Source organism: Curtobacterium sp. 24E2, assembly GCF_016925595.1.
Taxonomy (GTDB): domain Bacteria; phylum Actinomycetota; class Actinomycetes; order Actinomycetales; family Microbacteriaceae; genus Curtobacterium.
Window position 1 is genome coordinate 2,738,613 of sequence record NZ_CP068987.1, and the last position, 23,266, is coordinate 2,761,878.

Below are 23,266 nucleotides of genomic sequence, written 5' to 3' on the forward strand. Positions count from 1 at the left end.
GTGCGGCCGGGCCGCGGTGGAGCTCGACGACTCAGACGTCGGTGCGGAGCTCGGCCCCTCGGGACCGGTACCCTTCGGCGACCGCGCCGGTGAAGGCCTTCGTGCTCGCGTCGACGACGGCGAAGAGCCGTGCGCCTCCGGGGGTCCTGGCGACCTGGTGCGCCACGGCGAACCCGATGACGACGCCGACCGCGACGAAGAACAACTGCTTCACGGTGCCTCTCCCTCTGTGCACCCTGGCGGTGCATGCCCGGACAAGCTTAGCCGCCGGGCACTTCGGGGCCGGAACGCCGAACGGCGGGCCGTCCTCGAGAGGACGACCCGCCGTTCGGGTGTGATCAGTGGATCAGCGAGCTGCGTAGTACTCGACGACGAGCTGCACTTCACAGGTCACGGGGACCTCGGCGCGCTTCGGGCGACGCACGAGGCGGGCCTGGAGCTTGTCGATCTCGACCTCGAGGTAACCCGGGACCTTCGGCAGGACTTCCTGGTGCCCACCGGCAGCGGCGACCTGGAAGGGCTCCATCGACTCGGACTTCGGCTTGACGTGGATCAGCTGGCCCTCCTTGACGCGGAAGGAGGGGCGGTCCACGAGCTTGCCGTCGACCAGCAGGTGACGGTGCACGATCAGCTGACGGGCCTGCGCGGTGGTGCGGGCGAAGCCGGCACGGACCACGAGGGCGTCGAGGCGCTGCTCGAGGAGCTCGACCAGGTTCTCACCGGTCAGGCCCTTCGTCTTGCGGGCCTCTTCGAAGACGATGCGGAGCTGCTTCTCGCGGATGCCGTACTGGGCGCGCAGACGCTGCTTCTCACGGAGGCGGACGGCGTAGTCGCTGTCCGCACGACGGCGCGTACGGCCGTGCTCACCGGGGCCGTAGGGGCGCTTCTCGAGGTAACGGGCCGCCTTCGGCGTCAGCGGGATGCCGAGTGCGCGCGACAGGCGGGTCTTGCTGCGGGTACGTGACTTGGTAGACACAGGGTCCTTTTCTCTGTTCGAACTGAATACTCACCGGAGGCCGGGCACACGAGTGCCCGTGGCCCCGACGACGGGATCCAGAGGGATGAGCCTGTGGGATCGGACGGCTACAGTCCGAACCTCTGCCCCCGTACCACCGGAGTGGCACTCTGTCCTCAACGCAGCCGTGCTCGAGGACCAGGACGTAGGCCCGGCAATGCTAGCAGGAACTCGACGTGCCGTTCTACTGCCCGCGGGTGATCTTCCGGAGTCGTTCGAGCCGCGGACCGACCTCGCGCTCGTAGCCGTTCGCCGTCGGGGTGTAGTACTCGGTGCCCTCGAGCGCATCGGGCAGGTACTGCTGCTCGGCGACCCCGTGCTCGGCGTCGTGCGAGTAGACGTAGCCCTTGCCGTGGCCGAGACGCTTCGCCCCGGCGTAGTGCGCGTCGCGCAGGTGCATCGGCACGGTGCCCATCCGGCCGGCCTTGACGTCCGCCATCGCCGCGTTCACACCGTTGTAGGCGGCGTTCGACTTCGGTGCGGTCGCCAGGTACACGACGGCCTCGGCCAGGGGGATGCGGCCCTCGGGCATGCCGATGAGCTGCACGGCCTGGGCCGCCGCGACGGCGATGGGCAGCGCCTGCGGGTCCGCCATGCCGATGTCCTCGGACGCCGAGATGATGATCCGGCGCGCGATGAACCGGGAGTCCTCGCCCGCCTCGATCATCCGCGCGAGGTAGTGCAGCGCGGCGTCGACGTCGCTCCCCCGCACCGACTTGATGAAGGCGCTGATGACGTCGTAGTGCTCGTCGCCCTGCCGGTCGTACCGCAGCAGTGCACGGTCGACGGCCGCGGCGACGGTGTCCGCGTCGACCACCGGCACAGTGTCGTCGTCGTCGTCCTGGGCCGCGGCGGCCGAGGCAGCAGCAGCCTCGAGCGCCGTGAGGGCGCGTCGGGCGTCACCCGAGGCCAACCGGACGATGGCCCCACGTGCCTCGTCACCGAGGACGACCGCGCCGCCGAGGCCGCGGGGTCCTCCACCGCACGGTCGACGAGCATGCCGAGGTCGGCGTCGGTGAGCGGCTTGAGCGTCAGGAGCAGGGACCGGGACAGCAGCGGGGAGATGACCGAGAACGACGGGTTCTCGGTCGTGGCCGCGATGAGGATCACCCACCCGTTCTCGACACCGGGCAGCAGGGCGTCCTGCTGGGCCTTGCTGAACCGGTGGATCTCGTCGAGGAACAGCACCGTCGTGGACCCGTACAGGTCGCGGTGGGTGAGGGCCTTCTCCATGACCTCGCGCACGTCCTTGACGCCGGCGGTCACCGCGGAGAGCTCGACGAACTCGCGCCCGGACTGCCGCGCGATGGCCTGCGCCAACGTGGTCTTGCCGGTGCCGGGAGGACCCCAGAGGATGACCGACACACCGCCCGGGTTGTCGCGCGTGCCGGTGGCGAGCTGCACGAGCGGTGACCCGCGGCCGAGCAGGTGCTGTTGGCCGGCGACCTCGTCGAGGCTGGTCGGGCGCATCCGCACCGCGAGCGGGACGGAGCCCTGCGCGAGACCGGCGCGACCGCCCGTCGTGGGCGCACGCATGCTCGAACGGTCCGCTGCCATGCACCAATCGTAGGCCGACCCACTGACAGCCCCGCGCCTCCCAGGCCGTTGATGGTGACGACTCGGATACGCTCGTTCCACACTGCGACGAGAGGGCAGAACAGCACCGTGGCACCGAAGAACCCAGCGCGCGACAACCGCGAGGCGCGCGAGCGCCTCCGTCTCTACCAGGCCCGCCAGGGACTCCACGACCGGCAGCGTCGCCGGCGGGTGCGCGACAACCTGGTCGGCGCCGGTGCCCTCGTGCTGGTCGCCGCCCTGGCCACCGGGTCGCAGCTCGCCTTCGCGGGCTCGCAGGGGAACGGGTCGGCAGACGCCAGCGCGAGCGCCACCGCCACACCGACGCCCTCGGCCAGCGCCACGGCGGCAAACACGGGCGACGTGCCGAGCAAGGAGATCGCCAAGGGCGCGACCTGGACGGGCTCGCTGACGCTCAACAAGTCGATCGACCTCGGCATCGAGCTGGACGGCGCGAAGGCCCCGCAGGCCGCGAGCGTCGAGATCTCGTTGATCAAGGAGCAGTTCTACAACGGCACCACCTGCCACCGGCTGGCCGACAGCGACGGGCTGAAGTTCCTGCAGTGCGGTTCGGCGAACGGCGACGGCACGGGCGACGCCGGGTTCGAGTACGGCCCGCTCGAGAACGTCCCGAGCGACGGCGTCTACGACGAGGGCACCATCGCGATCGCGCGATCGACGTCGCCGTACTCGCAGTCGACCCAGTTCTTCATCGTCTACGGCGACACCACGCTCGACGGCTCCACGGGCGGCTACACGGTCGTCGGGAAGGTCACGAGCGGCCTGTCCGAACTCGAGTCGAAGATCGCCGCGAAGGGCATCTCGTCGCCCGGCCAGGACGGCACCGGTGAGCCGAAGGTGGCGACGACGATCACCTCCGCGACCATCGCCCAGGAGAAGTAGTCCACAAGCCGTTGCGCGCGGCGGGCCGCGGAGCCCGTCCGTGCAATAGGCTGACGACCTGACCGTGCCGACGGTGACGTCGGCGATGCACGACCACGATCGAGGCGAGACCTGTGGGATCTGACGAAGCAACGACCTGGGGGCGGGTCGACGAGAACGGGACCGTGTACGTCCGGTACGAAGAGACCGAACGTGCTGTCGGTGAGTACCCGGACGCCACCCCCGAAGAAGCCCTCGCCTACTTCGCGCGGAAGTACGCCGACCTCGAGGGGCAGGTGAAGATCGCCGAGCAGCGCGTCCAGCGTGGTGCGTCGGCGAACGACGTCGCCCGGACGGTCGAGCACCTGACGACCCTGGTGGCCGAAGCCCGCGTGGTCGGTGACATCAAGTCACTCGAGACCCGGGTGGGCGCGCTCACCGAGCAGCTCGGCTCGCTCACCAAGGAGCAGGCGGAACAGGCACAGCAGGCGCTGAACGACGCCCTCGCGCACCGTGCGGCCCTGGTCGAAGAGGCAGAGGCACTCGCGGCGGTCGACCCGGCACGCGCGCAGTGGAAGCAGATCACGGCGCAGCTCGACGACGTGTTCGCCCGGTGGCAGCAGCACCAGCACGACGGCCCGCGCATCCCCAAGAACGAGGCGAACGAGCTCTGGAAGCGGTTCCGCGCAGCGCGCTCCACCGTCGACCAGCACCGTCGCGCGTTCTACTCCGAGCTGGACGCGCAGCACCGCGACGCCCGCACCCGCAAGCAGGAACTCGTGTCGCAGGCCGAGGCACTCGCGTCACGCGGGTCCGACGCGATCCCGGACTACCGCCAGCTCCTCGACGACTGGAAGAACGCCGGGCGTGCCGGCAAGCGCCACGACGACGCCCTCTGGGCGCGGTTCAAGGCCGCCGGCGACGTGCTCTTCGAGCAGCGCCACGCCGAGAGCGCGGCCGAGGACGAAGAGTTCTCCGGCAACCTCGAGGCGAAGCAGGCCCTGCTCACCGAGGCCGAGCCGCTGCTCAAGGCGACCGACCGGGTGGCGGCGCGCAAGACCCTGACCGGCATCCAGCGCCGCTGGGACGAGGTCGGCAAGGTCCCCCGCGGGGACGTCCGCCGCATCGAGGACCGCCTGCGTGCGATCGAGGACCACGTGCGTGGGCTCGAGGACGCGCACTGGAAGGAGTCCAACCCGGAGCGCAAGGCCCGGCAGACCGGACTCGCGAGCCAGCTCGAGGACGCCATCGGCAAGCTCGAGTCCGAGCTCGCCGACGCGCAGGCCTCCGGCGACGTCCGGAAGATCAAGGACGCCCAGGAAGCACTCGACGCCCGCAAGATCTGGCTCGACGCCCTCGGCAGCTAGTCACCGCACACGACGACGCCCCCGTGACCCATCGGTCACGGGGGCGTCGTCGTGAGGCGTCGTGTGGCGCCGTCTGCTGGCGTCCGGTGTGGCGCCGCCGTTCAGACCGGCGTGGGCAGGCCCAGCAGCAACCGGATGTCGAGGTCGTCCTGCCGCATCTGCGCGGCGAGCTCGTCGATCGAGTCGAACTTCACCATGCCGCGCACGTAGGACACGAACAGCACCGAGATGCGATCGCCGTACAGGTCGAGGTCGACGTCGAGCAGGTGCGCCTCGATCTGCTTGGCGGGCACACCCTCGAACGTCGGGTTGTTGCCGACCGAGACTGCCGCCGGGTACACCGTGCCGTCGTGCAGCACCCGAGCGGCGTAGACGCCGTCGGCCGGCGCGAACCCCTCGAACGCCGGGTCGAGGTTCGCCGTCGGGTACCCCATGGCGCGCCCGCGCTGGTTGCCGTGCACGACCGTGCTGCGGACCGCGTGCTCACGCCCGAGCAACCGAGCAGCCTCGGCCACCCGCCCGTCGCCGAGGAGTTCACGGATCCAGGTCGACGAGACGCGTCGCTCGCCGTCGGGGCGGACGTCGTCCACCAGGTCGACGTCGTCGATGAGCTCGACCGTGAAGCCGTGCTGCTCCCCCAGGGTGCGGAGCAGGGCGACGTCACCGGCACCCTTCGCCCCGAAGCGGAAGTCGCTGCCGACGAAGACGAGCCGGGCGTGCAGGGTGTCGACGAGGATCTCGGACACGAACGCCTCGGGCGACTTCGACTGCAGTTCCTCGTCGAAGCGGAGCAGCAGGGTGGCGTCGACCCCGGCTTCGTCGAGGAGCTCGCGCCGCTGCGCCGTGCTCGTGAGCGCCGGCGGGACGTGCTGCGGGTCGATGACGTTGAGGGGTGCCGGTCGAACGTCACCACGGTGGCGACCAGGCCCTGTTCGTGGGCGGCGCGCTCCAGGTGCGCGATCACCGCGCGGTGTCCGACGTGCACGCCGTCGAACTTGCCGATCGTGACGGCGCTCGGACCGAAGCCCTCGGCCACGTCGGCGATGTCGTCGTAGAACTGCACGGCTGCTCCTACTCGCCCACGGGGGCGGTGGTCGATGCGGGCACCGGTTCGACCGTCGCGGTGCGGTGGTGCTTGCGGAGCCACCAGAGTCCGGCGATCGGCAGCACCAGCGGCGCGAAGGCGTAGCCCATGCCGTAGTACGACCAGATCGTGTCGTCGGGGAAGAGCTGCCGGTCGAACAGCGAGAGCGTGCCGATGACGAGCACACCGGTCATCTCGAACACGATCGTGACGCACGCGACGCGGTACCAGAAGCGTCCGGGCACGATCAGGGCGATCATCGCCACGATGTACACAACGGCGGCGATGGCACTCACCGTGTACGCGAACGGTGCGAACGAGAACTTCTCGATGATCTGGACGACGCTCCGGCCCGTCGCCGCCAGGGCGAGGATGCCGTACACGGCGATGAGGACGCGGCCGATGCCGGTCGCGAGTGAGGATCTGGTCGCCATTGCACCGATTCTACCGACGTGCGCGGACCACCATGACGCTCGGCGTCAGTTCAGGGCGAACCAGATCTGGTACATCCGGTAGATCATGACCGCGACGGTGAACGCGCCGGCACCGAGGACCACCGTGCTCCACTTCGTGCGGTCCACGAGCGCCCAGACGATGGCCGCCGGCGGCACCAGGAGCACCGACACGGCGTAGACCCCGAACTCGAGGGCGTTGCCGTCCGGCGGGCTGCCCGTCGCTGGCAGCACGATCGAGATGACGCCCTGCACCAGGAGCAGGACCTCGATGAGCGCGAGCGACCCCACGGTGTAGTCGTTGGGCTTCCAGCCGATGAACCCGACCACGACGGCGAACAGCCCGGCCAGGACCGCGACGACGAGCTGGACCCACATGAACCACTCGATCACGCGTGCGCCCCGTTCTGCGACGCCGGAGCAGCCGGCGCCGGGAAGTTCGTGATGACCCGGAGCAGTCCGCGCCGGACCGAGACCAGGCCGACGAGACGGTCATCGTCGACGGCGACCGCGGCCACCGGGTCGTCCGAGTCCGGGTGGTCGGCTGCGACGCGCTTGCCGTCGGTCAGGTCCTTCGCCGCGGCCGCGTCGAGCGACACCGACGAGAACAACCTGCGTGCCACGTCGGCCGGACGGGCGAGCGCCGCGCGGACGTCGACGGCGTCGTCCTCGAGGTCGATCGCGTCGGCCACGTCGAAGGGACCGACCTGGGTGCGGCGGAGCGCGGTGAGGTGCGCGCCGGTGCCGAGAGTGGCGCCGACGTCGCGAGCGAGGGCCCGGACGTACGTGCCCGACGAGCAGGTCACGACGACGTCGAGGTCGACGACCGCCACCTCGGCACCGTCGACCGTGACGGTGCGGTCGTTCCGGCCGGTGACGTCGAACCGTGAGACGGTGACCGTGCGGGACTTCAGCTCGACGGTCTCGCCCTTGCGCGCCAAGTCGTACGCGCGGCGCCCGTCGACCTTGATCGCGCTGACGGTGGACGGGACCTGGTCGATCCGACCGCGCTGCAGGGCGACGGCACGTTCGACGGACTCGTCCGAGACGTCGGCTTCGGCGATGCCGGTCGCGGCGGTCGGGGTGCCGTCGGCGTCGTCGGAGTCCGTGGACACGCCGAGCCGGATCGTGGCGGTGTAGGTCTTGCCGAGGCCGACCAGGTGGGTGAGCAGCCGGGTGGAGTGCCCGATCCCCAGGAGCAGCAGCCCGGTGGCCATCGGGTCGAGGGTCCCCGCGTGCCCGACCTTCTTCAGGCCGAGGCGACGGCGAGCGATCGACACGACGCGGTGGCTGGAGATCCCCTGCGGTTTGTCGACGAGGAGGATGCCGTCCGGCACGGTTTCGAGCACCAGAGGAGATTACCAGCGCCGGTCAGCAGGCGTCGTTCCACTCGCGACGAGGGTGCTCGGGATCGGTGACGTCGAGGACGGCGGAGGCGGCGATCTTGACGTCCGCCCGGCGTTCCAGCCGACCGGCTTCCTGCTCCACCCACAGCGACCAGCGCCAGAGCCCGCGGCCCCCGGGGCCAGTAGGCCGTGCCCGTGCACGACCAGCACGCCGTCACCGGCGCCGGTGGTGCGGAACGGGGTGACCACCTCGGCACGCAGCGTGTCGGGGTCGGTGGACGGCGCAGCAGCGGCCATCGCGGACACGCCGTGCTGCTCGAAGCCGGCCACCAGCGTGGCGGCGACGTGTTCGAGATCGGTGCCGTCCTGTCCGTCGACGCCGATCACGGTTCGGTTCGTGCCGACCTGCGCGATCACCTCAGCAGCGATCGCGGCCATCGTGTCGGTCTCTTCGGGTGCCCAGCGTGCCATGCGTCCACCGTAGGCTGTCGTGGTGAACGCGAGCAGGGCCTCCCGACCAAACGTGGAGAACGCGGGCGTCCCCGACATCGCGACCCCGTTGACCACCTGGTTCCGACAGGAAGCCCGCGACCTGCCGTGGCGTCGCCCCGGCTTCCCCGCGTGGGGCACCCTGGTCAGCGAGATCATGCTGCAGCAGACGCAGGTCGCGCGCGTGATCCCCCGACTGGAGGCGTGGCTCACCCGGTGGCCGACGCCTGCGGACCTCGCGGCATCACCCCCGGCGGACGCGGTGCGTGCCTGGGATCGACTCGGGTACCCGAGACGCGCGCTCGCGCTGCACGCGGCGGCCACGGCGATCGCGACCGAACACGGCAACGTCGTCCCACGGGACGTCGAGACGCTGCTCGCGCTGCCGGGTATCGGCGACTACACCGCACGGGCCGTCGCGGTGTTCGCGTACGGCGACCGCCACCCCGTCGTCGACGTCAACGTGCGGCGGGTCCTGAAGCGTGCGCTCCTGGGCCAGGGGGAGCCCGGGCCGGCGAAGGCCAAGGACGACCTGCCGCTGATGGAGTCCGTGCTGCCGGCCGACCGCGACGACGCCGCTGCGACGAACGCGGCGGTGATGGAGCTCGGAGCACTCGTCTGCGTCGCCCGCTCCCCGCGTGCGACGCGTGCCCGATCGCGGACCGCTGCGCCTGGCGTGCGGCCGGGTACCCCGAACACGACGGGCCACGCGCCCCGAAGCAGGCGAAGTTCGCCGGCAGCGACCGGCAGGTGCGCGGGCTGATCATGGCCGAGCTGCGCGCGAGCGACGTGCCGGTCGCCCGGTCGGAGATCGAACCGGTCTGGCCGGACGCCGAGCAGCGGGACCGAGCGCTCGCGTCGCTGCTGCGCGACGGGCTGGCGGTCGGCGACGACACCACCGGGTACCGCCTGCCGGACGCCTGACGCTCCGCTGGGCACGACGCACGAACGCCCCGCTGCGCACGGGGCGCAGCGGGGCGTTCGGACGGGCGGTGACTACGCCCGCGCGGTGTCCTGCTCGTCGTCGGACTCGTCGTCCTCGTCCTCGTCGTGCTTGTACGGGTCGGCGTCGCCGGCGAACGTCGCACCGACCGACGCGGCTCGGACCTGCTGGTCGCGCACCTGGGCCTGCACGAGCAGGTCCTCCATGTGCGCCGAGGTCTCCGGCAGTGCGTCGGCGATGAACTCGAGCGACGGGGTGAGCCGCGCCGTGATGTTCTTGCCGACCTCGGAGCGGAGCATGCCGGTCGCGGCCTTGAGTGCCGCGGCGGAGTCGGCGCGCTCCTCGTCGGTGCCGTACACGGTGTAGAAGACCGATGCGTGCTGCAGGTCTCCGGTCACGCGGACGTCGGTGATCGTCACGAAACCGAGACGCGGGTCGCGCAGACCCTTGTCGAGACGGCGTGCGACGACTTCCTTGATGCGGTCCGCCATCTTGCGTGCGCGCTGCGGATCGGCCATGGGTGCCTCCTGAGGCAGTGGCGGGACGTTTCCCGCCGGTGGTTCTGCGTGGAAGGGGTCGGGCCCCGACCTCCCGCGACGGGAGGCCGGGGCCCAGGGTAGTCACACGATCAGTCGCGCGGCTTCTCGACGAGCTCGGTCGTCTCGATCTCGTCACCGATCTGGAGATCGTTGAACTTGCCCAGGCCGATACCGGCCTCGAAGTCCGTGCGGACCTCGGTGACGTCGTCCTTGAAGCGGCGGAGCGACTCGATCGCCAGTCCGTCGGCCAGGACCACACCGTCACGGATGACGCGCGCCTTGGCGTTGCGCGTGATCGTGCCGGAGCGGACGATGACACCCGCGATGTTGCCGAACTTCGAGGAGCTGAAGACCTCGCGGATCTCGGCGACACCGGACTGGACCTCTTCGTACTCGGGCTTGAGCATGCCCTTGAGGGACTGCTCGATGTCGTCGAGTGCGTTGTAGATGACCGAGTAGAAGCGCACGTCGATGCCTTCGCGCGCCGCACGCTCACGGGCCTTGACGTCCGGACGGACGTTGAAGCCGACCACGATGGCGTTGTCGATCGTGGCGAGGTCGATGTCCGACTCCGTGATCGCACCGACACCGCGGTGGAGGATGCGGAGCTGGACGCTGTCGTCGACCTCGATGTCCAGGAGCGACTGCTCGAGTGCCTCGACGGCACCGGAGACGTCACCCTTGATGATGAGGTTGAGCGAGTCGACCTTGCCCTCTTCGAGTGCACGGGTGAAGTCCTCGAGCGAGATGCGCTTGCGGGCCTTGGCCAGCTGGGCGTTGCGCTCGGCGGCTTCACGCTTCTCGGCGATCTGACGTGCCGTGCGGTCCTCTTCGGTGACGAGGAACGTGTCACCGGCGCGGGGCACCGAGGACAGGCCCTGCACCTGGACCGGGCGGCTCGGCGTGGCGGCCTTGACCGCGACACCGTTCTCGTCGGTCATCGCACGGACGCGGCCGTAGGCCGTGCCCGCCACGATGGCGTCGCCGACGTGCAGCGTTCCGGACTGGATGAGGACGGTCGCCACCGCACCGCGGCCCTTGTCGAGCCGTGCTTCGATCGCGACGCCGCGGGCGTCCTTGTCGGGGTTCGCACGCAGGTCGAGCCCGGCGTCAGCGGTCAGCAGCACGGCGTCCAGGAGCTCCTGGATGCCGATGTTCTGCCGAGCCGAGACGTCGACGAACATGACGTCTCCGCCGTACTCCTCCGCCACCAGGTTGTACTCGGTGAGCTGCTGGCGGACCTTGGCCGGGTTCGCGCCTTCCTTGTCGATCTTGTTCACCGCGACCACGATCGGCACGTTGGCCGACTGCGCGTGGTTCAGCGCCTCGATCGTCTGGGGCATGATGCCGTCGTCCGCCGCGACCACGAGGATCGCGATGTCGGTGACCTGCGCACCACGAGCACGCATGGCCGTGAAGGCCTCGTGACCCGGGGTGTCGATGAACGTGATCGGACGCTCGATGCCCTCGTGCTCGGTGACGATCTGGTACGCACCGATGTGCTGGGTGATGCCACCGGCTTCACCCTCGACGACCTTCGAGTTCCGGATCGCGTCGAGCAGTCGCGTCTTACCGTGGTCGACGTGACCCATGACGGTCACGACGGGGGACGGACCTGCAGGACGGAGTCGTCCTCGTCGGCGTACTCGGCATCGATGTCGATGTCGAAGCCCTCGAGGAGCTCCTTGTCCTCGTCCTCGGGCGAGACGATCTGGATCTTGTAGCCCAGCTCGTCACCGAGGACCTCGAACGTGGCCTCGTCCAGCGACTCGGTCGCGGTCGCCATCTCACCGAGGTGGAACAGCACCGTGACCAGGTTGCCGGGCATGGCGTCGATCTTGTCCGCGAAGTCCGAGATGCTCGCACCGCGACGGAGTCGGACGACCGTGTTGCCGTCGCCACGAGGGACCTGCACACCGCCGAGCGACGGGGCCTGACGCATCTCGTACTCGGCGCGCTTCGTCCGCTTCGACTTGCGGGCACGGCTCTTGCCGCCACCGCGACCGAACGCACCGGCGGTACCACCACCGGGGCCACGACCACGGCCACCGCCACCGGCGGGACGCGGGCCGCTGAAGGCCGGACGCGGGAAGCCGCCACCGGCACCGCCGCCGGCACCCGGACGGGCGCCACCGGGGCCGCCACGACCGCCACCCTGGCCCGGGCGCTGCCCGAAGCCGTTGGGACGGTTCGCCTGACCGGGTCCACCCGGACGCGGTGCACCCGGACGCGGGACGCCGGGACGCGGGGGCTGCGGACGCGGGATGCCCGCTCCACCGGCACCAGCGGCGGGGCGCTGGCCCATGCCCTGGTTCGAGGCGAAGGGGTTGTTGCCGGGGCGCGGCGGGCGCGAGCCCATGCCCTGGTTCGACGCGTAGGGGTTGTTGCCCGGACGTGCGCCGGGCTTCGGGCCACCGGGCTTCGGGCCGGCAGCGGCGGGCTTGGCGCTGGAGCCGGGCTTCACCGCGTCGGTCTTCGGCTCGTCACCGGTCGAGTCGGCCGGCTGCGTGGCAGCCTGCTGCTCGGCGGCGGCCTTCTCGGCACGGGCCTTCTGTGCGGCCTCGGCCTCGGCCTGTCGCTGGGCGACGGACTTCGGTGCTGCCGGGGTCGGGACGTCCTCGGCAGCAGGAGCTGCCTGGACCTCGGGCTCCGGTGCGGGTGCCGGACGGACCGGGCCGGGGCGCGGGCCGCCGGGCTTCGGCGCGCCAGAGGCGGGCGTGCTGCTCTTCGCCGGCGTGCTCGGCGCGGGGGCTGAGGCTGCGGGCTTGGATGCCGGGACACCGTCCGCCTGCAGGGCGGCACGGAGCTTCCGGGCAACGGGGGCTCGATGCTCGAGCTGGCACCCCGGACGAACTCTCCGAGCTCCTTGAGCTTCTCGAGTGCGGTCTTGCTGTCGACGCCGAGTTCGCTTGCGATCTCGTGTACGCGTGGTTTAGCCACTGTTCTCCTTCACGGGTCCCACCCCGTAAAGGGCAGGACTCAATGGATGACGGGTCTCATTTCGAGCCGCTCATCAGTTGTCCATAAGCCGTTCAGCCTGTTCTGTCATGTCCGGGCGCTCGGTCGACGCTCGTGAGAGGCCGACGATGTGGTCGAGCACCGCGGACGTGTCGGGATCGCGATCCAACCGGAGCGCACGGCGGAAAGCCCTGCGCTTGACGGCCAGATCGTAGGCATCGACGGTCGGTGTGAGCCATGCTCCCCGGCCCGGCATGACTGCCTTCGGATCCGCCACGACGCGGCCATCGCCCAGGGCGACGACTCGGAGGAGTGAGGATCGGGAAGCGCGACGACGACTGCCGATGCACGTTCTGACGGGAACCACTCTACTCCTTGCCTCGGACGTCCGCGATCCGGCGCGCCCTTCTGGGCACGCCGGCGGTGAAATCGCCTAGTCGTCGCCGTCCAGGATGGAGTCCGGCTGGATGTCGATCCGGGCCCCGGTGAGCTTGGCGGCCAGGCGGGCGTTCTGCCCCTCCTTGCCGATCGCGAGCGACAGCTGGTAGTCCGGCACGAGTGCGCGGACGGCCTTGGTCGACGCGTCGAGCACGAAGGCGCTGGTCACCTTGGCCGGCGACAGGGCGCTCGCGACGAACGCCGACAGGTCCGGGGACCAGTCCACGATGTCGACCTTCTCGGCGCCCAGCTCGTTGGTGACGGCACGCACGCGCGCACCGAGCTCGCCGATGCAGGCACCCTTGGCGTTGACGCCGGGCTCGTTCGCCTTGACCGCGATCTTCGTGCGGTGGCCGGCTTCGCGCGCGAGCGAGGTGATCTCCACGACGCCCGAGGCGATCTCCGGCACCTCGAGGGCGAAGAGCTTCCGGACCAGGCCCGGGTGCGTGCGCGACACGGTGATCTGCGGACCCTTGTTGCCGCGGGCGACGCTCGTCACGTACACACGGATGCGTGAACCGTGCGCGTAGGACTCGCCCGGCACCTGCTCTTCGGGCGGCAGGATCGCCTCGACCGTGCCGAGGTCGACCATCACCATGCGCGGGTTCGGGCCCTGCTGGACCACACCGGCGACGATGTCGCCTTCCTTGCCGCGGAACTCGCCGAGGATCTTGTCGTCACCGATGTCGCGCAGGCGCTGGTTGATGACCTGCTTCGCCGCGAAGGCCGCGATGCGACCGAAATCGCTCGGCTGGTCGACGGCTTCACCGATGACGGTGCCCTCGTCGTCGAGCTCGGGGACGTAGACACTGACCTCGCCGGACTTGCGGTCGAGCTCGACACGCGACTGCGCGTGGGCCGGCTCGCCGTTCTCTTCGGCGTGCTTCTGGTAGGCGGTCAGGATGGCAGATTCGATGATCTGGACCAGTTCGTCGAACGGGATCTCCCGCTCGCGCTCCATGAGTCGCAGGACTGCGAGATCGATCTTCACCGAGGTGCCTCCGTATTCAGATGAGTCGCTCCTGCGGATGGAACCGTCGCAGAAGTCGGCCACAAGCGTACCGCACTGCGGCTCGCGGACCCGAGCCGAGACGGACGGGAGGCCCGTGGCGGCGTCGCCACGGGCCTCCCGTCCGTCAGGTGGTCGCGTCCGGGACGCGACCCGCTAGATCGCGCGGACCGCGTCGAGCAGCTCGGCGACCGGCACGTCGCGGCGTTCGCCGCTGGCCCGGTTCCACAGCTCGACGACACCGTCGGCGGCGCCGCGGCCGGCGACGACCACGATCGGCATGCCGAGCAGCTCGGCGTCGCGGAGCTTGACGCCGGGCGACACCTTGGGACGGTCGTCGTAGAGCACGTCGAACCGCTCGCCCTCGAGCTCGGTCACGATCGACGTCGCCAGGTCGTAGGCGACCTGGTCACGGCCGGTGGCGACGATGTGCACGTCGAACGGCGCGACGTTCTTCGGCCACGCAAGGCCCTTGTCGTCGTTGTGTGCCTCGGCCAGGATCGCCAGGATGCGCGTCACGCCGATGCCGTACGAGCCCATCGTGACGGTCGCGAGCTTGCCGTTCTCGTCCTGCACCTTGAGGCCCAGGGCCTCGGCGTACTTGCGGCCGAGCTGGAAGACGTGCCCGATCTCCATGCCGCGGGCGGTCTCGAGCGGACCCGAGCCGTCCGGCGACGGGTCCCCCGCGCGAACGTCGGACACCTCGGCGACGCCGTCGGCCACGAAGTCACGGCCGGCGACGAGGCCCGAGACGTGCACGCCGCGCTCGTTGGCGCCGGTGACCCAGGCGGTGCCGTCGACCACACGCGGGTCGACGAAGTACCGGATGCCCGTGGCACTGTCGGCGCCGAGGACCTGCGGGCCGATGTAGCCCTTGACCAGGCCCTTGTGCTTCTTGAAGTCGTCGTCGCCTGCGGCTTCGACCTCGGCCGGCGCGAACGCCACCTCGGCGCGCTTGAGGTCGACGTCGCGGTCACCGGGGAGTCCGACGACCACGACCTCGCGGGTGCCGTCGAGGTGGGTGAGCGCGAGCACGACGTTCTTGAGCGTGTCCGCCGCGGTCCACGGCGCGCCGTCCGCGGCGCGACCTGGTTGGCGTGGGCGACGAGCGTGTCGATCGTCGGGGTGTCGGACGACGGCAGGAGCACCGCGTCGGGCTGGCCCTCGATCGGCAGGGACACGGGCACGGGCGTGACGTACGCCTCGACGTTCGCCGCGTAGCCGTCGGCGCTGCGGACGAAGGTGTCCTCGCCCACGGCGATCGGGTGCAGGAACTCCTCCGACTTGGAGCCGCCCATCGCACCGGCGTCCGCCTTGACGATGACGTACTCGAGGCCGAGGCGCGCGAAGATCCTCTCGTACGCGTCGCGCATGACCTGGTAGCTGCGCTCGAGGCCCTCGTCGGTGAGGTCGAACGAGTACGCGTCCTTCATGGTGAACTCGCGACCGCGCAGCAGACCCGCGCGCGGACGTGCTTCGTCGCGGTACTTGTCCTGGATCTGGAACAGCGTGACGGGGAGGTCCTTGTACGACGAGTACAGGTCCTTCACCAGCAGCGCGAACATCTCTTCGTGCGTGGGGGCGAGCAGGTAGTCGGACCCCTTGCGGTCCTGCAGGCGGAACATGCCGTCGCCGTACTCGGTCCAGCGGTTCGTCGCTTCGTACGGCTCGCGCGGCAGCAGCGCCGGCAGGAGCACTTCCTGCGCACCGGCAGCGACCATCTCGTCGCGGATGATCCCCTCGATCTTGGCGCGCACCCGGAGACCGAGCGGCAACCAGGCGAAGATCCCCGGGGACTGGCGACGGACGTACCCGGCGCGGACGAGCAGCTTGTGGCTCGTCACCTCGGCGTCGGAGGGTCGTCGCGGAGCGTACGGAGGAACAGATGCGAAAGCCGTGTGACCACGGGGCCAGCCTAGCGGCGTGCGCCGACGGCGCGGCACGGGAGGGGCGCACCGTGCGAGGTTCGCCGCACGGCGCGAGGTCCGGGCGGGCGCGCACCGTGCGAGGTTCGCCGCACGGTGCGAGGTCCGGGCGGGCGCGCACCGTGCGAGGTTCGCCGCACGGTGCGGCGCAAGCCGCATCGTGCGGTGTCACAAGCGCGCACCGGACTGCTGTCCCGTCACGGGTTCGCGAAGTCCGCACGGTGCGAACGGGACGCCCGGTGCCAGGCCTCCGCGGGCCTCCCGTCCGGGCCGCTCGCGACGCTCGTCGCGGCCGGACGCGCACCGTGCGAGCTTCACCGATCGGTGCGGCCTCAGACGCACCGTGCCGCCCGCTGACCCCGCGCCGAGCCGTCAACCCGGCACATGGTGGCGGAATCCGCACCGTGCCGGAGCGCGACCTACGGGGTGGTGATGACCTCGGGGCTGCCGAGCGCGGCCTCCGGCCCCATCTCGTCGGCGATGCGGTTCGCCTCGGCGATGAGGGTCTGCACGATCTCGTGCTCCGGAACCGTCTTGACGACCTTGCCCTTGACGAAGATCTGGCCCTTGCCGTTGCCCGACGCCACGCCGAGGTCGGCCTCGCGTGCCTCGCCCGGGCCGTTCACGACGCAGCCCATGACGGCGACGCGCAGGGGGACCGACATGCCCTCGAGCCCCTTGGTGACGTCGTTCGCCAGCTGGTAGACGTCGACCTGGGCCCGGCCGCAGCTCGGGCACGAGACGATCTCGAGCTTGCGCTCGCGCAGGTTGAGCGACTGCAGGATCTGCAGGCCGACCTTCACCTCTTGCGCGGGCGGCGCGGACAGGGACACGCGGATGGTGTCGCCGATGCCCTCGCCCAGCAGGATGCCGAACGCGGTGGCGCTCTTGATGGTGCCCTGGAACTCGGGGCCGGCCTCTGTCACACCGAGGTGCAACGGCCAGTCACCGGCGGCGGCGAGCTGTCGGTAGGCCTTGACCATGACGATCGGGTCGTTGTGCTTGACCGAGATCTTGAAGTCGTGGAAGTCGTGCTCCTCGAACAGGCTGGCTTCCCACACGGCGGACTCGACGAGCGCCTCGGGTGTGGCCTTGCCGTACTTCTGCAGCAGGCTCGGTTCGAGTGACCCGGCGTTGACGCCGATGCGGAGCGACACGCCTGCAGCCTTCGCCGCGGCGGCGATCGCACCGACCTGGTCGTCGAACTTGCGGATGTTGCCCGGGTTCACGCGGACAGCGGCGCAGCCGGCGTCGATCGCCTGGAACACGTACTTGGGCTGGAAGTGGATGTCGGCGATGACCGGGATCTGCGACTTCTTCGCGATGATCGGCAGCGCGTCGGCGTCTTCCTGCGTCGGCACGGCCACCCGGACGATGTCGCAGCCCGAGGCCGTGAGCTCGGCGATCTGCTGCAACGTCGCGTTGATGTTCGTCGTCGGGGTCGTGGTCATCGACTGGACGGACACCGGAGCGTCGCCACCCACGAGTACCTTGCCGACCCGGATCTGGCGCGACTTGCGTCGGGGGCGAGGGTTTCGGGCGACTTGGGCATACCGAGGTTCACAGCGGGCACGTGAGCACTCTACGCGCTCGCCCCGACCGTCCGGCCCGGTCACACCGGACGTTCAGAGCCGCGCGGCGCTGTCCACCACGGTGATGAGCGGCGCGTACAGCCGCATCGCGTCGAGCGCGCGCTCGTGGTCCGCGTCGCTCGCCCCGGCGCAGGCGTCCGCGACGACCGTCACGGTCGCTCCGGCGTCCGCCGCCGCCAGGGCGGTCGACAGGACGCAGCAGTCGGTCGACACGCCCGTGAGCACCAGGTGCGGGTGGTCGCCGACGACGGCCTGGAGGCCCGTGCCCCACTTGCCGAACGTCGGCTCGGTCACGACGGGGTCGTTCCGGTCCCCTGCCGCACTCGCGAAGGGCTCGGTCAACGCGTACAGCGGGTCGGCGTCCGGCACGAGGGCGAAGGGCCACTCGCGGTAGTACGGCATCCAGGCGCCCTGCGGGCGCGGGGGCGCGACGAACCGGGTGAACACCGTGCGTCCGGTGAACCGGGGCAGCAGGCGCTCGATGCCGACTCCGGCGTGGTCGTACCGCGGCGCGGCCCACGGGGACTCCCCGTGAAGACCTGCTGCATGTCGATGACGACGAGCCAGGCGTCGTCGGGGACGCCCGTGCTCACCGCTGTGCTTCCTGGCGCCGGACGGAGCCCCGGGCGAACAGCACGGTGCCGAGGAACCCGACGACGAGCGCGACCAGCACGCCGAGGTTCGCGTAGGCCCAGGCGCCGTCGCGTCCGCCGAGGCCGAACGGCCCGAGCAGGTAGCCCTGCCACGACAGCCACGCCGGCGACGCCAGCGTGACGAGGCCCCACCCGAGCGCCGTGCCGACCGCGACCAGGGCGATCGCGCCCCACCGGACGTCGCCGTAGCGGCCGCGACGGTCGTCGAGCTCGGATTCCGCGTACGCCGTGCGCCGCAGCAGGACGTCGGCGACGAAGATGCCGGCCCACGCGGCGATCGGCACGCCGAGGGTGATCAGGAAGGCCTGGAACGGGCCGACGAAGTCCGTTGCGAAGAAGGCGATGTAGATCGCACCCGCCACCATGAACACGCCGTCGACCCCGGCGGCGACCGGCCGCGGGATCTTCACGCCGACGCTCAGCAGCGCCAGGCCCGACGAGTAGATGTCGAGGACAGCACCGCCCACCAGCCCGAGGATCGCCACGAGGGCGAACGGGATGAGGAACCACACCGGCAGGATCGACGTGAGGGCCCCGATCGGGTCGGCACCGATCGCGGCGTTCAGGTCCGGCGACGAACCGGCGAGCAGGACACCGAAGACCACCAGGACTGCCGGTGCGAGCGCCCCGCCGAAGGTCGTCCACCCGACGACTCCCCCGGTGGACGACGACCGCGGCAGGTAGCGCGAGTAGTCGGCAGCGGCGTTCACCCAGCCGAGGCCGAACCCGGTCATCACCAGGACGAGTGCACCGATGAACTGCTGGCTGCTGCCCGTCGGCAGCGCGGCGATCGCGCCGAAGTCGATGGACGGCACCGCGAGCACCACGTAGACGACCGTCAGGACCGCGGTGATCACCGTGATCCAGGTCTGCAGGCGCATGATCACGTCGAAGCCCGCGACGCCGGCACCGACCACGAGCGCGGCGACCACGACGAGGGCGACGACCTTCGTCAGCACCCCGCCGTCCCAGCCGAGCTCGGTGAAGACCGTCGAGGTCGCGAGGACCGCCAGCGCGGCGAGGGCGGTCTCCCACCCGACGGTGAGGATCCAGCTGAGGAACGAGGGCACCCGGTTGCCGCGGACCCCGAAGGCCGCGCGGCTCAGCACCATCGTCGGCGCCGACCCCCGCTTGCCGGCAATCGCGACGATGCCGCACAGCAGGAACGAGAACACCACCCCGACGACCGAGACGACGGTCGCCTGCCAGAAGGAGATCCCGAACCCGACGACGAACGATCCGTAGGCGATGCCGAGGACGGAGATGTTCGCCGCGAACCACGGCCAGAACAGTCCCCGCGGGGTGCCCTTGCGGTCGGACTCGGCGATGACGTCGAGGCCCTGCCGTTCGACGGTGCGGACCTCGGGCGCGGCGATGGTGGGCCCGGAGTTCGTGGGCGCTGTGCTCATCCGCTGAGCGTAGCGCCGCAGCGACTACCCGAACAGGTTCACGGGCCGCACGATGTCGGCGTAGATCAGCAGCGCGCTCATCCCCGCCAGCAGCACCACGACGACCATCGTGAGCGGCATCGTCTTCGCCAGGTCGATGGGGCCCGGGTCCGCCTTGCCGACGAGTGTGAAGGACCGTCGCTTGATCGCCTCCCAGAGGGCGCCGGCGATGTGCCCGCCGTCGAGCGGCAGCAGCGGCACCATGTTCAGCACGAACAGGCCGATGTTCAACGAGGCCAGCAGCCCGAGGATCGTGTACGCCTTGTCGACCACCGGCACGCCGCTCATCGACGAGACCTCACCGATCGCTCGGCCGACACCGACGACCGACACGGGGCTGTCCTGCGACCGCTCCTGCGCGCCGAACGCCGCGTTCCAGACGGCGACCAGCCGCTGCGGCAGGTCGATGATCAGGTGCGCCGACGCGGCGATCTGCGCACCCGTCGCGGGCAGCACCTCGGCCGGCGACTGCCGCACGAGCGACTGCCCGATGCTGACGCCGACCACACCGACCCGCTGGGTCTTCGTCGTGCCGTCGTCGTTCGTGACGACCTTGCCCTCGGCGTCGTAGACGTCGCGGGTGGCGGTCGTCGGGGTGATCTCGAGCGTCTTCCGGGCACCGTCACGCTCGACGACGACCGTCACCTGCTCGCCGGCCGACTCCTGGAAGACCTCGGAGACGCGCGCGATGGTCGGGTCCTGCTCACCGTTGACCGAGAGCACGACGTCGCCGGACGCGATGCCGGCCTGCTTCGCCGGCGACTCCGCATCGCCCGAGGTGCACTCGGTCGTCTGGCTGGTCGGCAGGACGCAGTCGACGCTCGACGTGAACGTCGTGGTGGGCGACCCGAAGCCGCACAGCAACACGCCGAACAGCACGATCCCGATCACCAGGTTCATCGCGGGGCCAGCGACCATCACGATGATGCGCTTCCAGGGGGTCAGTCGGTAGAAGGCGCGGGAGTCGTCGCCGCCGGAGTCCGCGATCTGCTCGGCGCTGGCCTGGCGGGCGTCCTGCACGAACGCGCCGTACATGCCGGTGTTCGTGATCGCACTCGGGCGGCCGGAGGCGCGCGGCTTGAGCATGCCGACCATCGAGATGTAGCCACCGAGCAGGATCGGTCGGATGCCGTACTCGGTCTCACCCCGCTTGAACGACCACATGGCCTTGCCGAACCCGAGCGAGTACTGCGTCACCTTGACGTTGAACAGCTTCGCGAAGGACAGGTGCCCCAGCTCGTGGAGTCCGATCGAGACCAGCAGGCCGATGATGAAGACGACCACGCCGAGGACGAAGAGCAGGACGGATTCGACGGTCACCGGGAAAGGGTACGGGACGCTCGCCATGACGGAGCCGAGCGCCGTCTGAGAGGTGGGACGGGCCTCTCCCCACCGGCACGGCCGTCCCGCCGCTGGCGCGTCGCGCCGGAACCGGCGGTGTGGGCCCAGTCCGTCACGTGGTGACCATGCGACCGACGGGAGGCGCGGATCGCGTCAGCGGGTCAGCGCGCGGTCCGCCGCGGCGCGGGCCCAGTGCTCCGCCGCCAGCACGCCGTCGAGTGACCGCTCCCCGCCACGTGCTCGTCGACGACGCGCTCGACCGTGTCGACGATGTCCAGGAACCCGATGGCGCCCGCGTGGAACGCGGCAACGGCCTGCTCGTTCGCCGCGTTGAAGACGGCCGGGTAGGTCCCGCCGAGTTCGCCGACGCGCTTCGCGAGCGCGACGGCACCGAACGCGTCGGCGTCGAGCGGCTCGAAGGTCCAGGTGCTTGCCGTGGTCCAGTCGAGCGGCACGCCGACGCCGGGCACCCGGTCCGGCCAGGCCAGGCCGAGCGCGATCGGCAGGCGCATGTCCGGCGGCGAGGCCTGCGCGATGGTGGAGCCGTCGACGAACTCGACCATCGAGTGCACGATCGACTGCGCGTGCACCGTGACGTCGATGCGGTCGTACGGCACTCCGAAGAGCAGGTGCGCCTCGATGACCTCGAGCCCCTTGTTGACGAGCGTGGCGGAGTTCGTCGTGACGACGAGTCCCATGTCCCACGTGGGGTGCGCCAGCGCCTGCGCCGGGGTGACGTCGCGGAGCTGCTCGCGGGTGCGGCCGCGGAACGGACCGCCGCTCGCCGTCAGGACGAGCCGCTGCACCTCGGTGTCGGCACCGGAGCGGAGCGCCTGCGCGATCGCCGAGTGCTCGCTGTCCACCGGGACGATCTGGCCCGGCGCCGCAGCCTGCTGCACCAGGGAGCCGCCCACGATGAGGCTCTCCTTGTTGGCGAGCGCGAGGGTGGCGCCGGTCTCGAGCACCGCGAGCGTCGGCCCGAGGCCGACCGACCCCGTGATGCCGTTCAGGACGACGTCGGCCTCGACGCTGCGGACGAGCCGCTCGGAGTCCTGCGCGCCGAACGCCGTGTCGCGCACGCCGAACCGGGCGGCCTGTTCGGCGACGAGGTCACGGTTGCTGCCGGCGGTCAGACCGACGACCTCGAACCGGTCCGGGTTGCGGGCGACGACGTCGAGCGCCTGCGTGCCGATCGAGCCGGTGCTGCCGAGGACGACGATGCGACGCCGGGCCACGGTCAGCCCTTCGCGAGGATGTCGACCACGAAGACGAGCGTGGCGTTCTTCGGGATGCCCGAGCCCTCCTGCGGGTTCGCGCCGTAGGCGTCCTCCGGCGTCGCGACGATCAGCACCTGGGAGCCGACCTTCTGGCCGACGAGCCCGGTGACGAAGCCCTTGATGAGTGCGCTCTCGGAGACCGTGAAGGTCGTCGGGGCGCCCTTCGACCACGAGGAGTCGAACTCCTTGCCGGTGCTGTAGACGACGCCCTTGTACTGCACGAGGGCGGTGTCGCCGTCGGCGATCGCGGCGCCGTTTCCCTGCTTGAGGACCTCGACCGTCGTCTTCGTCGGGGCCTTCACGCCGTCGGGGATCGTGATCTCCGGCTCGCCGCTCGACTTGTCCGTGACCGTCGGGAGCGCCGGGTCCTGGTCCTTCGGGGTGCCGTTGGCCTTGGTGGGGGTCTGTGCGACGACGTCGGCGACGACGACGATCTCGCCGCCGGTGTTGAAACCGAGAGCCGACGACTGGCCCACGGCGGCCACACGGTCGCCGACCTTCGAGCAGGCGAGCAGGGCTCCGAAGCCCGAGCCGCCGACGGACAGCACCTGCGGGTTGCCCTCGTCGAAGCCGACGGTGCCGAGCTTCTTGGCGTCCTTGGCCTCGTAGACCGTGTAGGACACCTGGGCGTAGTCGCCCTCGTCGAGCGACGCGCCCTTGCCCGTCACGAGCTTGGTCGCCTGCGGGGTCTTCGCCGAGAGGCCGGCCGTGAACTTCACCGTCGGGGCCTTCGTGCCGCCGAACGAGCCGGTCGCGCGGATCGCGTCGGAGGACTTGCCGGGGTCCGGGCAGGACGTGATCGCCGAGGCGGTCGCGCTGGCGGTCGGGGTCGGCGAGGCCGTGGACCCGTCCGAGCCGGAACCGGAGCATGCGGCGAGTCCCAGCACGACGGCGGGGACGAGGGCGATCGGGAGCAGGCGCAGACGCTTCACG

Annotated in this window: 16 protein-coding genes and 7 pseudogenes; 3 read left to right on the top strand and 20 right to left on the bottom strand. The window is 70.6% G+C overall.

All coding sequences use genetic code 11. The features are described from left to right. Nucleotides 1–31: 31 nt before the first annotated feature. The 3 genes and pseudogenes from JN350_RS13460 to JN350_RS13470 all read right to left on the bottom strand — a co-directional run bounded on the left by JN350_RS13460 (nucleotide 32) and on the right by JN350_RS13470 (nucleotide 2,551). Nucleotides 32–214, bottom strand: a complete 183-nt coding sequence (locus tag JN350_RS13460) for a hypothetical protein (protein ID WP_205462508.1) — start codon at nucleotides 212–214, stop codon at nucleotides 32–34. 132 nt (nucleotides 215–346) lie between these two features. Further along, nucleotides 347–976 (bottom strand): 30S ribosomal protein S4, encoded by a 630-nt coding sequence (gene rpsD / locus JN350_RS13465; protein ID WP_111083900.1) that lies wholly within the window; start codon nucleotides 974–976, stop codon nucleotides 347–349. A 223-nt stretch (nucleotides 977–1,199) separates the two neighbouring features. Then, a pseudogene (locus JN350_RS13470) lies at nucleotides 1,200–2,551 on the bottom strand (replication-associated recombination protein A). Between the two features lie 129 nt (nucleotides 2,552–2,680). Between JN350_RS13470 and JN350_RS13475 the strand changes: the two are divergent. Next, nucleotides 2,681–3,493, top strand: coding sequence for a peptidylprolyl isomerase (locus tag JN350_RS13475; RefSeq protein ID WP_205462509.1), 813 nt, complete (start codon nucleotides 2,681–2,683; stop codon nucleotides 3,491–3,493). Between the two features lie 113 nt (nucleotides 3,494–3,606). Then, entirely contained in the window at nucleotides 3,607–4,839 is a 1,233-nt protein-coding gene (locus JN350_RS13480) for a DUF349 domain-containing protein (RefSeq protein WP_205462510.1), read from the top strand. Nucleotides 4,840–4,940: 101 nt separating this feature from the next. Here JN350_RS13480 and JN350_RS20975 read toward each other — a convergent pair whose 3' ends face one another. The 6 genes and pseudogenes from JN350_RS20975 to JN350_RS13505 form a co-directional block, all read right to left on the bottom strand. After that, a complete protein-coding gene (locus JN350_RS20975; protein ID WP_461964446.1) occupies nucleotides 4,941–5,273 on the bottom strand; it encodes a riboflavin kinase in 333 nt (110 codons plus the stop codon). Nucleotides 5,274–5,489: 216 nt separating this feature from the next. After that, nucleotides 5,490–5,986, bottom strand: a pseudogene (locus JN350_RS20980) (hypothetical protein); the annotation flags it as partial. Further along, nucleotides 5,911–6,357 (bottom strand): hypothetical protein, encoded by a 447-nt coding sequence (locus tag JN350_RS13490; protein ID WP_123339724.1) that lies wholly within the window; start codon nucleotides 6,355–6,357, stop codon nucleotides 5,911–5,913. The gene JN350_RS13490 and the pseudogene JN350_RS20980, both read right to left, overlap by 76 nt. 45 nt (nucleotides 6,358–6,402) lie before the next feature. After that, entirely contained in the window at nucleotides 6,403–6,768 is a 366-nt protein-coding gene (locus JN350_RS13495) for a hypothetical protein (protein ID WP_111083896.1), read from the bottom strand. Continuing rightward, a complete protein-coding gene (truB, locus tag JN350_RS13500; protein WP_205462511.1) occupies nucleotides 6,765–7,724 on the bottom strand; it encodes a tRNA pseudouridine(55) synthase TruB in 960 nt (319 codons plus the stop codon). Before truB ends, JN350_RS13495 begins: the two co-directional genes overlap by 4 nt. 9 nt (nucleotides 7,725–7,733) lie before the next feature. Further along, the gene (locus tag JN350_RS13505; protein ID WP_205462512.1) at nucleotides 7,734–8,192 is read right to left on the bottom strand and encodes a hypothetical protein; all 459 of its coding nucleotides are present in this window, start codon (nucleotides 8,190–8,192) and stop codon (nucleotides 7,734–7,736) included. 52 nt (nucleotides 8,193–8,244) lie between these two features. Between JN350_RS13505 and JN350_RS13510 the strand changes: the two are divergent. Continuing rightward, nucleotides 8,245–9,134: pseudogene (locus tag JN350_RS13510) on the top strand (HhH-GPD family protein). Nucleotides 9,135–9,206: 72 nt separating this feature from the next. On the opposite strand, the gene rbfA reads toward JN350_RS13510, so the two are convergent. From rbfA to JN350_RS13565, 11 genes and pseudogenes are all read right to left on the bottom strand, one after another. Next, nucleotides 9,207–9,671: a 30S ribosome-binding factor RbfA gene (rbfA, locus tag JN350_RS13515; protein WP_205462513.1), complete on the bottom strand. Its 465-nt coding sequence runs from the start codon at nucleotides 9,669–9,671 to the stop codon at nucleotides 9,207–9,209. A 110-nt stretch (nucleotides 9,672–9,781) separates the two neighbouring features. Then, nucleotides 9,782–12,632: pseudogene (infB, locus tag JN350_RS13520) on the bottom strand (translation initiation factor IF-2). A gap of 73 nt (nucleotides 12,633–12,705) precedes the next feature. Further along, complete coding sequence (locus tag JN350_RS13525) at nucleotides 12,706–13,017, bottom strand: YlxR family protein (protein ID WP_205462514.1); 312 nt, start codon at nucleotides 13,015–13,017, stop codon at nucleotides 12,706–12,708. Nucleotides 13,018–13,083: 66 nt separating this feature from the next. Beyond that, nucleotides 13,084–14,079: a transcription termination factor NusA gene (nusA, locus tag JN350_RS13530; RefSeq protein WP_111083890.1), complete on the bottom strand. Its 996-nt coding sequence runs from the start codon at nucleotides 14,077–14,079 to the stop codon at nucleotides 13,084–13,086. 174 nt (nucleotides 14,080–14,253) lie between these two features. Next, nucleotides 14,254–16,003, bottom strand: a pseudogene (locus JN350_RS13535) (proline--tRNA ligase). Nucleotides 16,004–16,441: 438 nt separating this feature from the next. Continuing rightward, nucleotides 16,442–17,574 (bottom strand): annotated as a pseudogene (gene ispG, locus JN350_RS13540) (flavodoxin-dependent (E)-4-hydroxy-3-methylbut-2-enyl-diphosphate synthase). Nucleotides 17,575–17,647: 73 nt separating this feature from the next. Further along, a complete protein-coding gene (locus JN350_RS13545) occupies nucleotides 17,648–18,061 on the bottom strand; it encodes a cysteine hydrolase family protein (protein WP_461963052.1) in 414 nt (137 codons plus the stop codon). A gap of 142 nt (nucleotides 18,062–18,203) precedes the next feature. Further along, nucleotides 18,204–19,676, bottom strand: a complete 1,473-nt coding sequence (locus JN350_RS13550) for a purine-cytosine permease family protein (protein ID WP_205462515.1) — start codon at nucleotides 19,674–19,676, stop codon at nucleotides 18,204–18,206. Between the two features lie 24 nt (nucleotides 19,677–19,700). After that, entirely contained in the window at nucleotides 19,701–21,035 is a 1,335-nt protein-coding gene (locus JN350_RS13555; protein WP_205462516.1) for a M50 family metallopeptidase, read from the bottom strand. A gap of 174 nt (nucleotides 21,036–21,209) precedes the next feature. Beyond that, nucleotides 21,210–22,291 (bottom strand): annotated as a pseudogene (gene dxr / locus JN350_RS13560) (1-deoxy-D-xylulose-5-phosphate reductoisomerase). 2 nt (nucleotides 22,292–22,293) lie between these two features. Beyond that, on the bottom strand, nucleotides 22,294–23,265 hold the full coding sequence (locus JN350_RS13565; RefSeq protein WP_205462517.1) for an FKBP-type peptidyl-prolyl cis-trans isomerase: 972 nt from the start codon (nucleotides 23,263–23,265) through the stop codon (nucleotides 22,294–22,296). Between the last annotated feature and the right edge of the window lies 1 nt (nucleotide 23,266).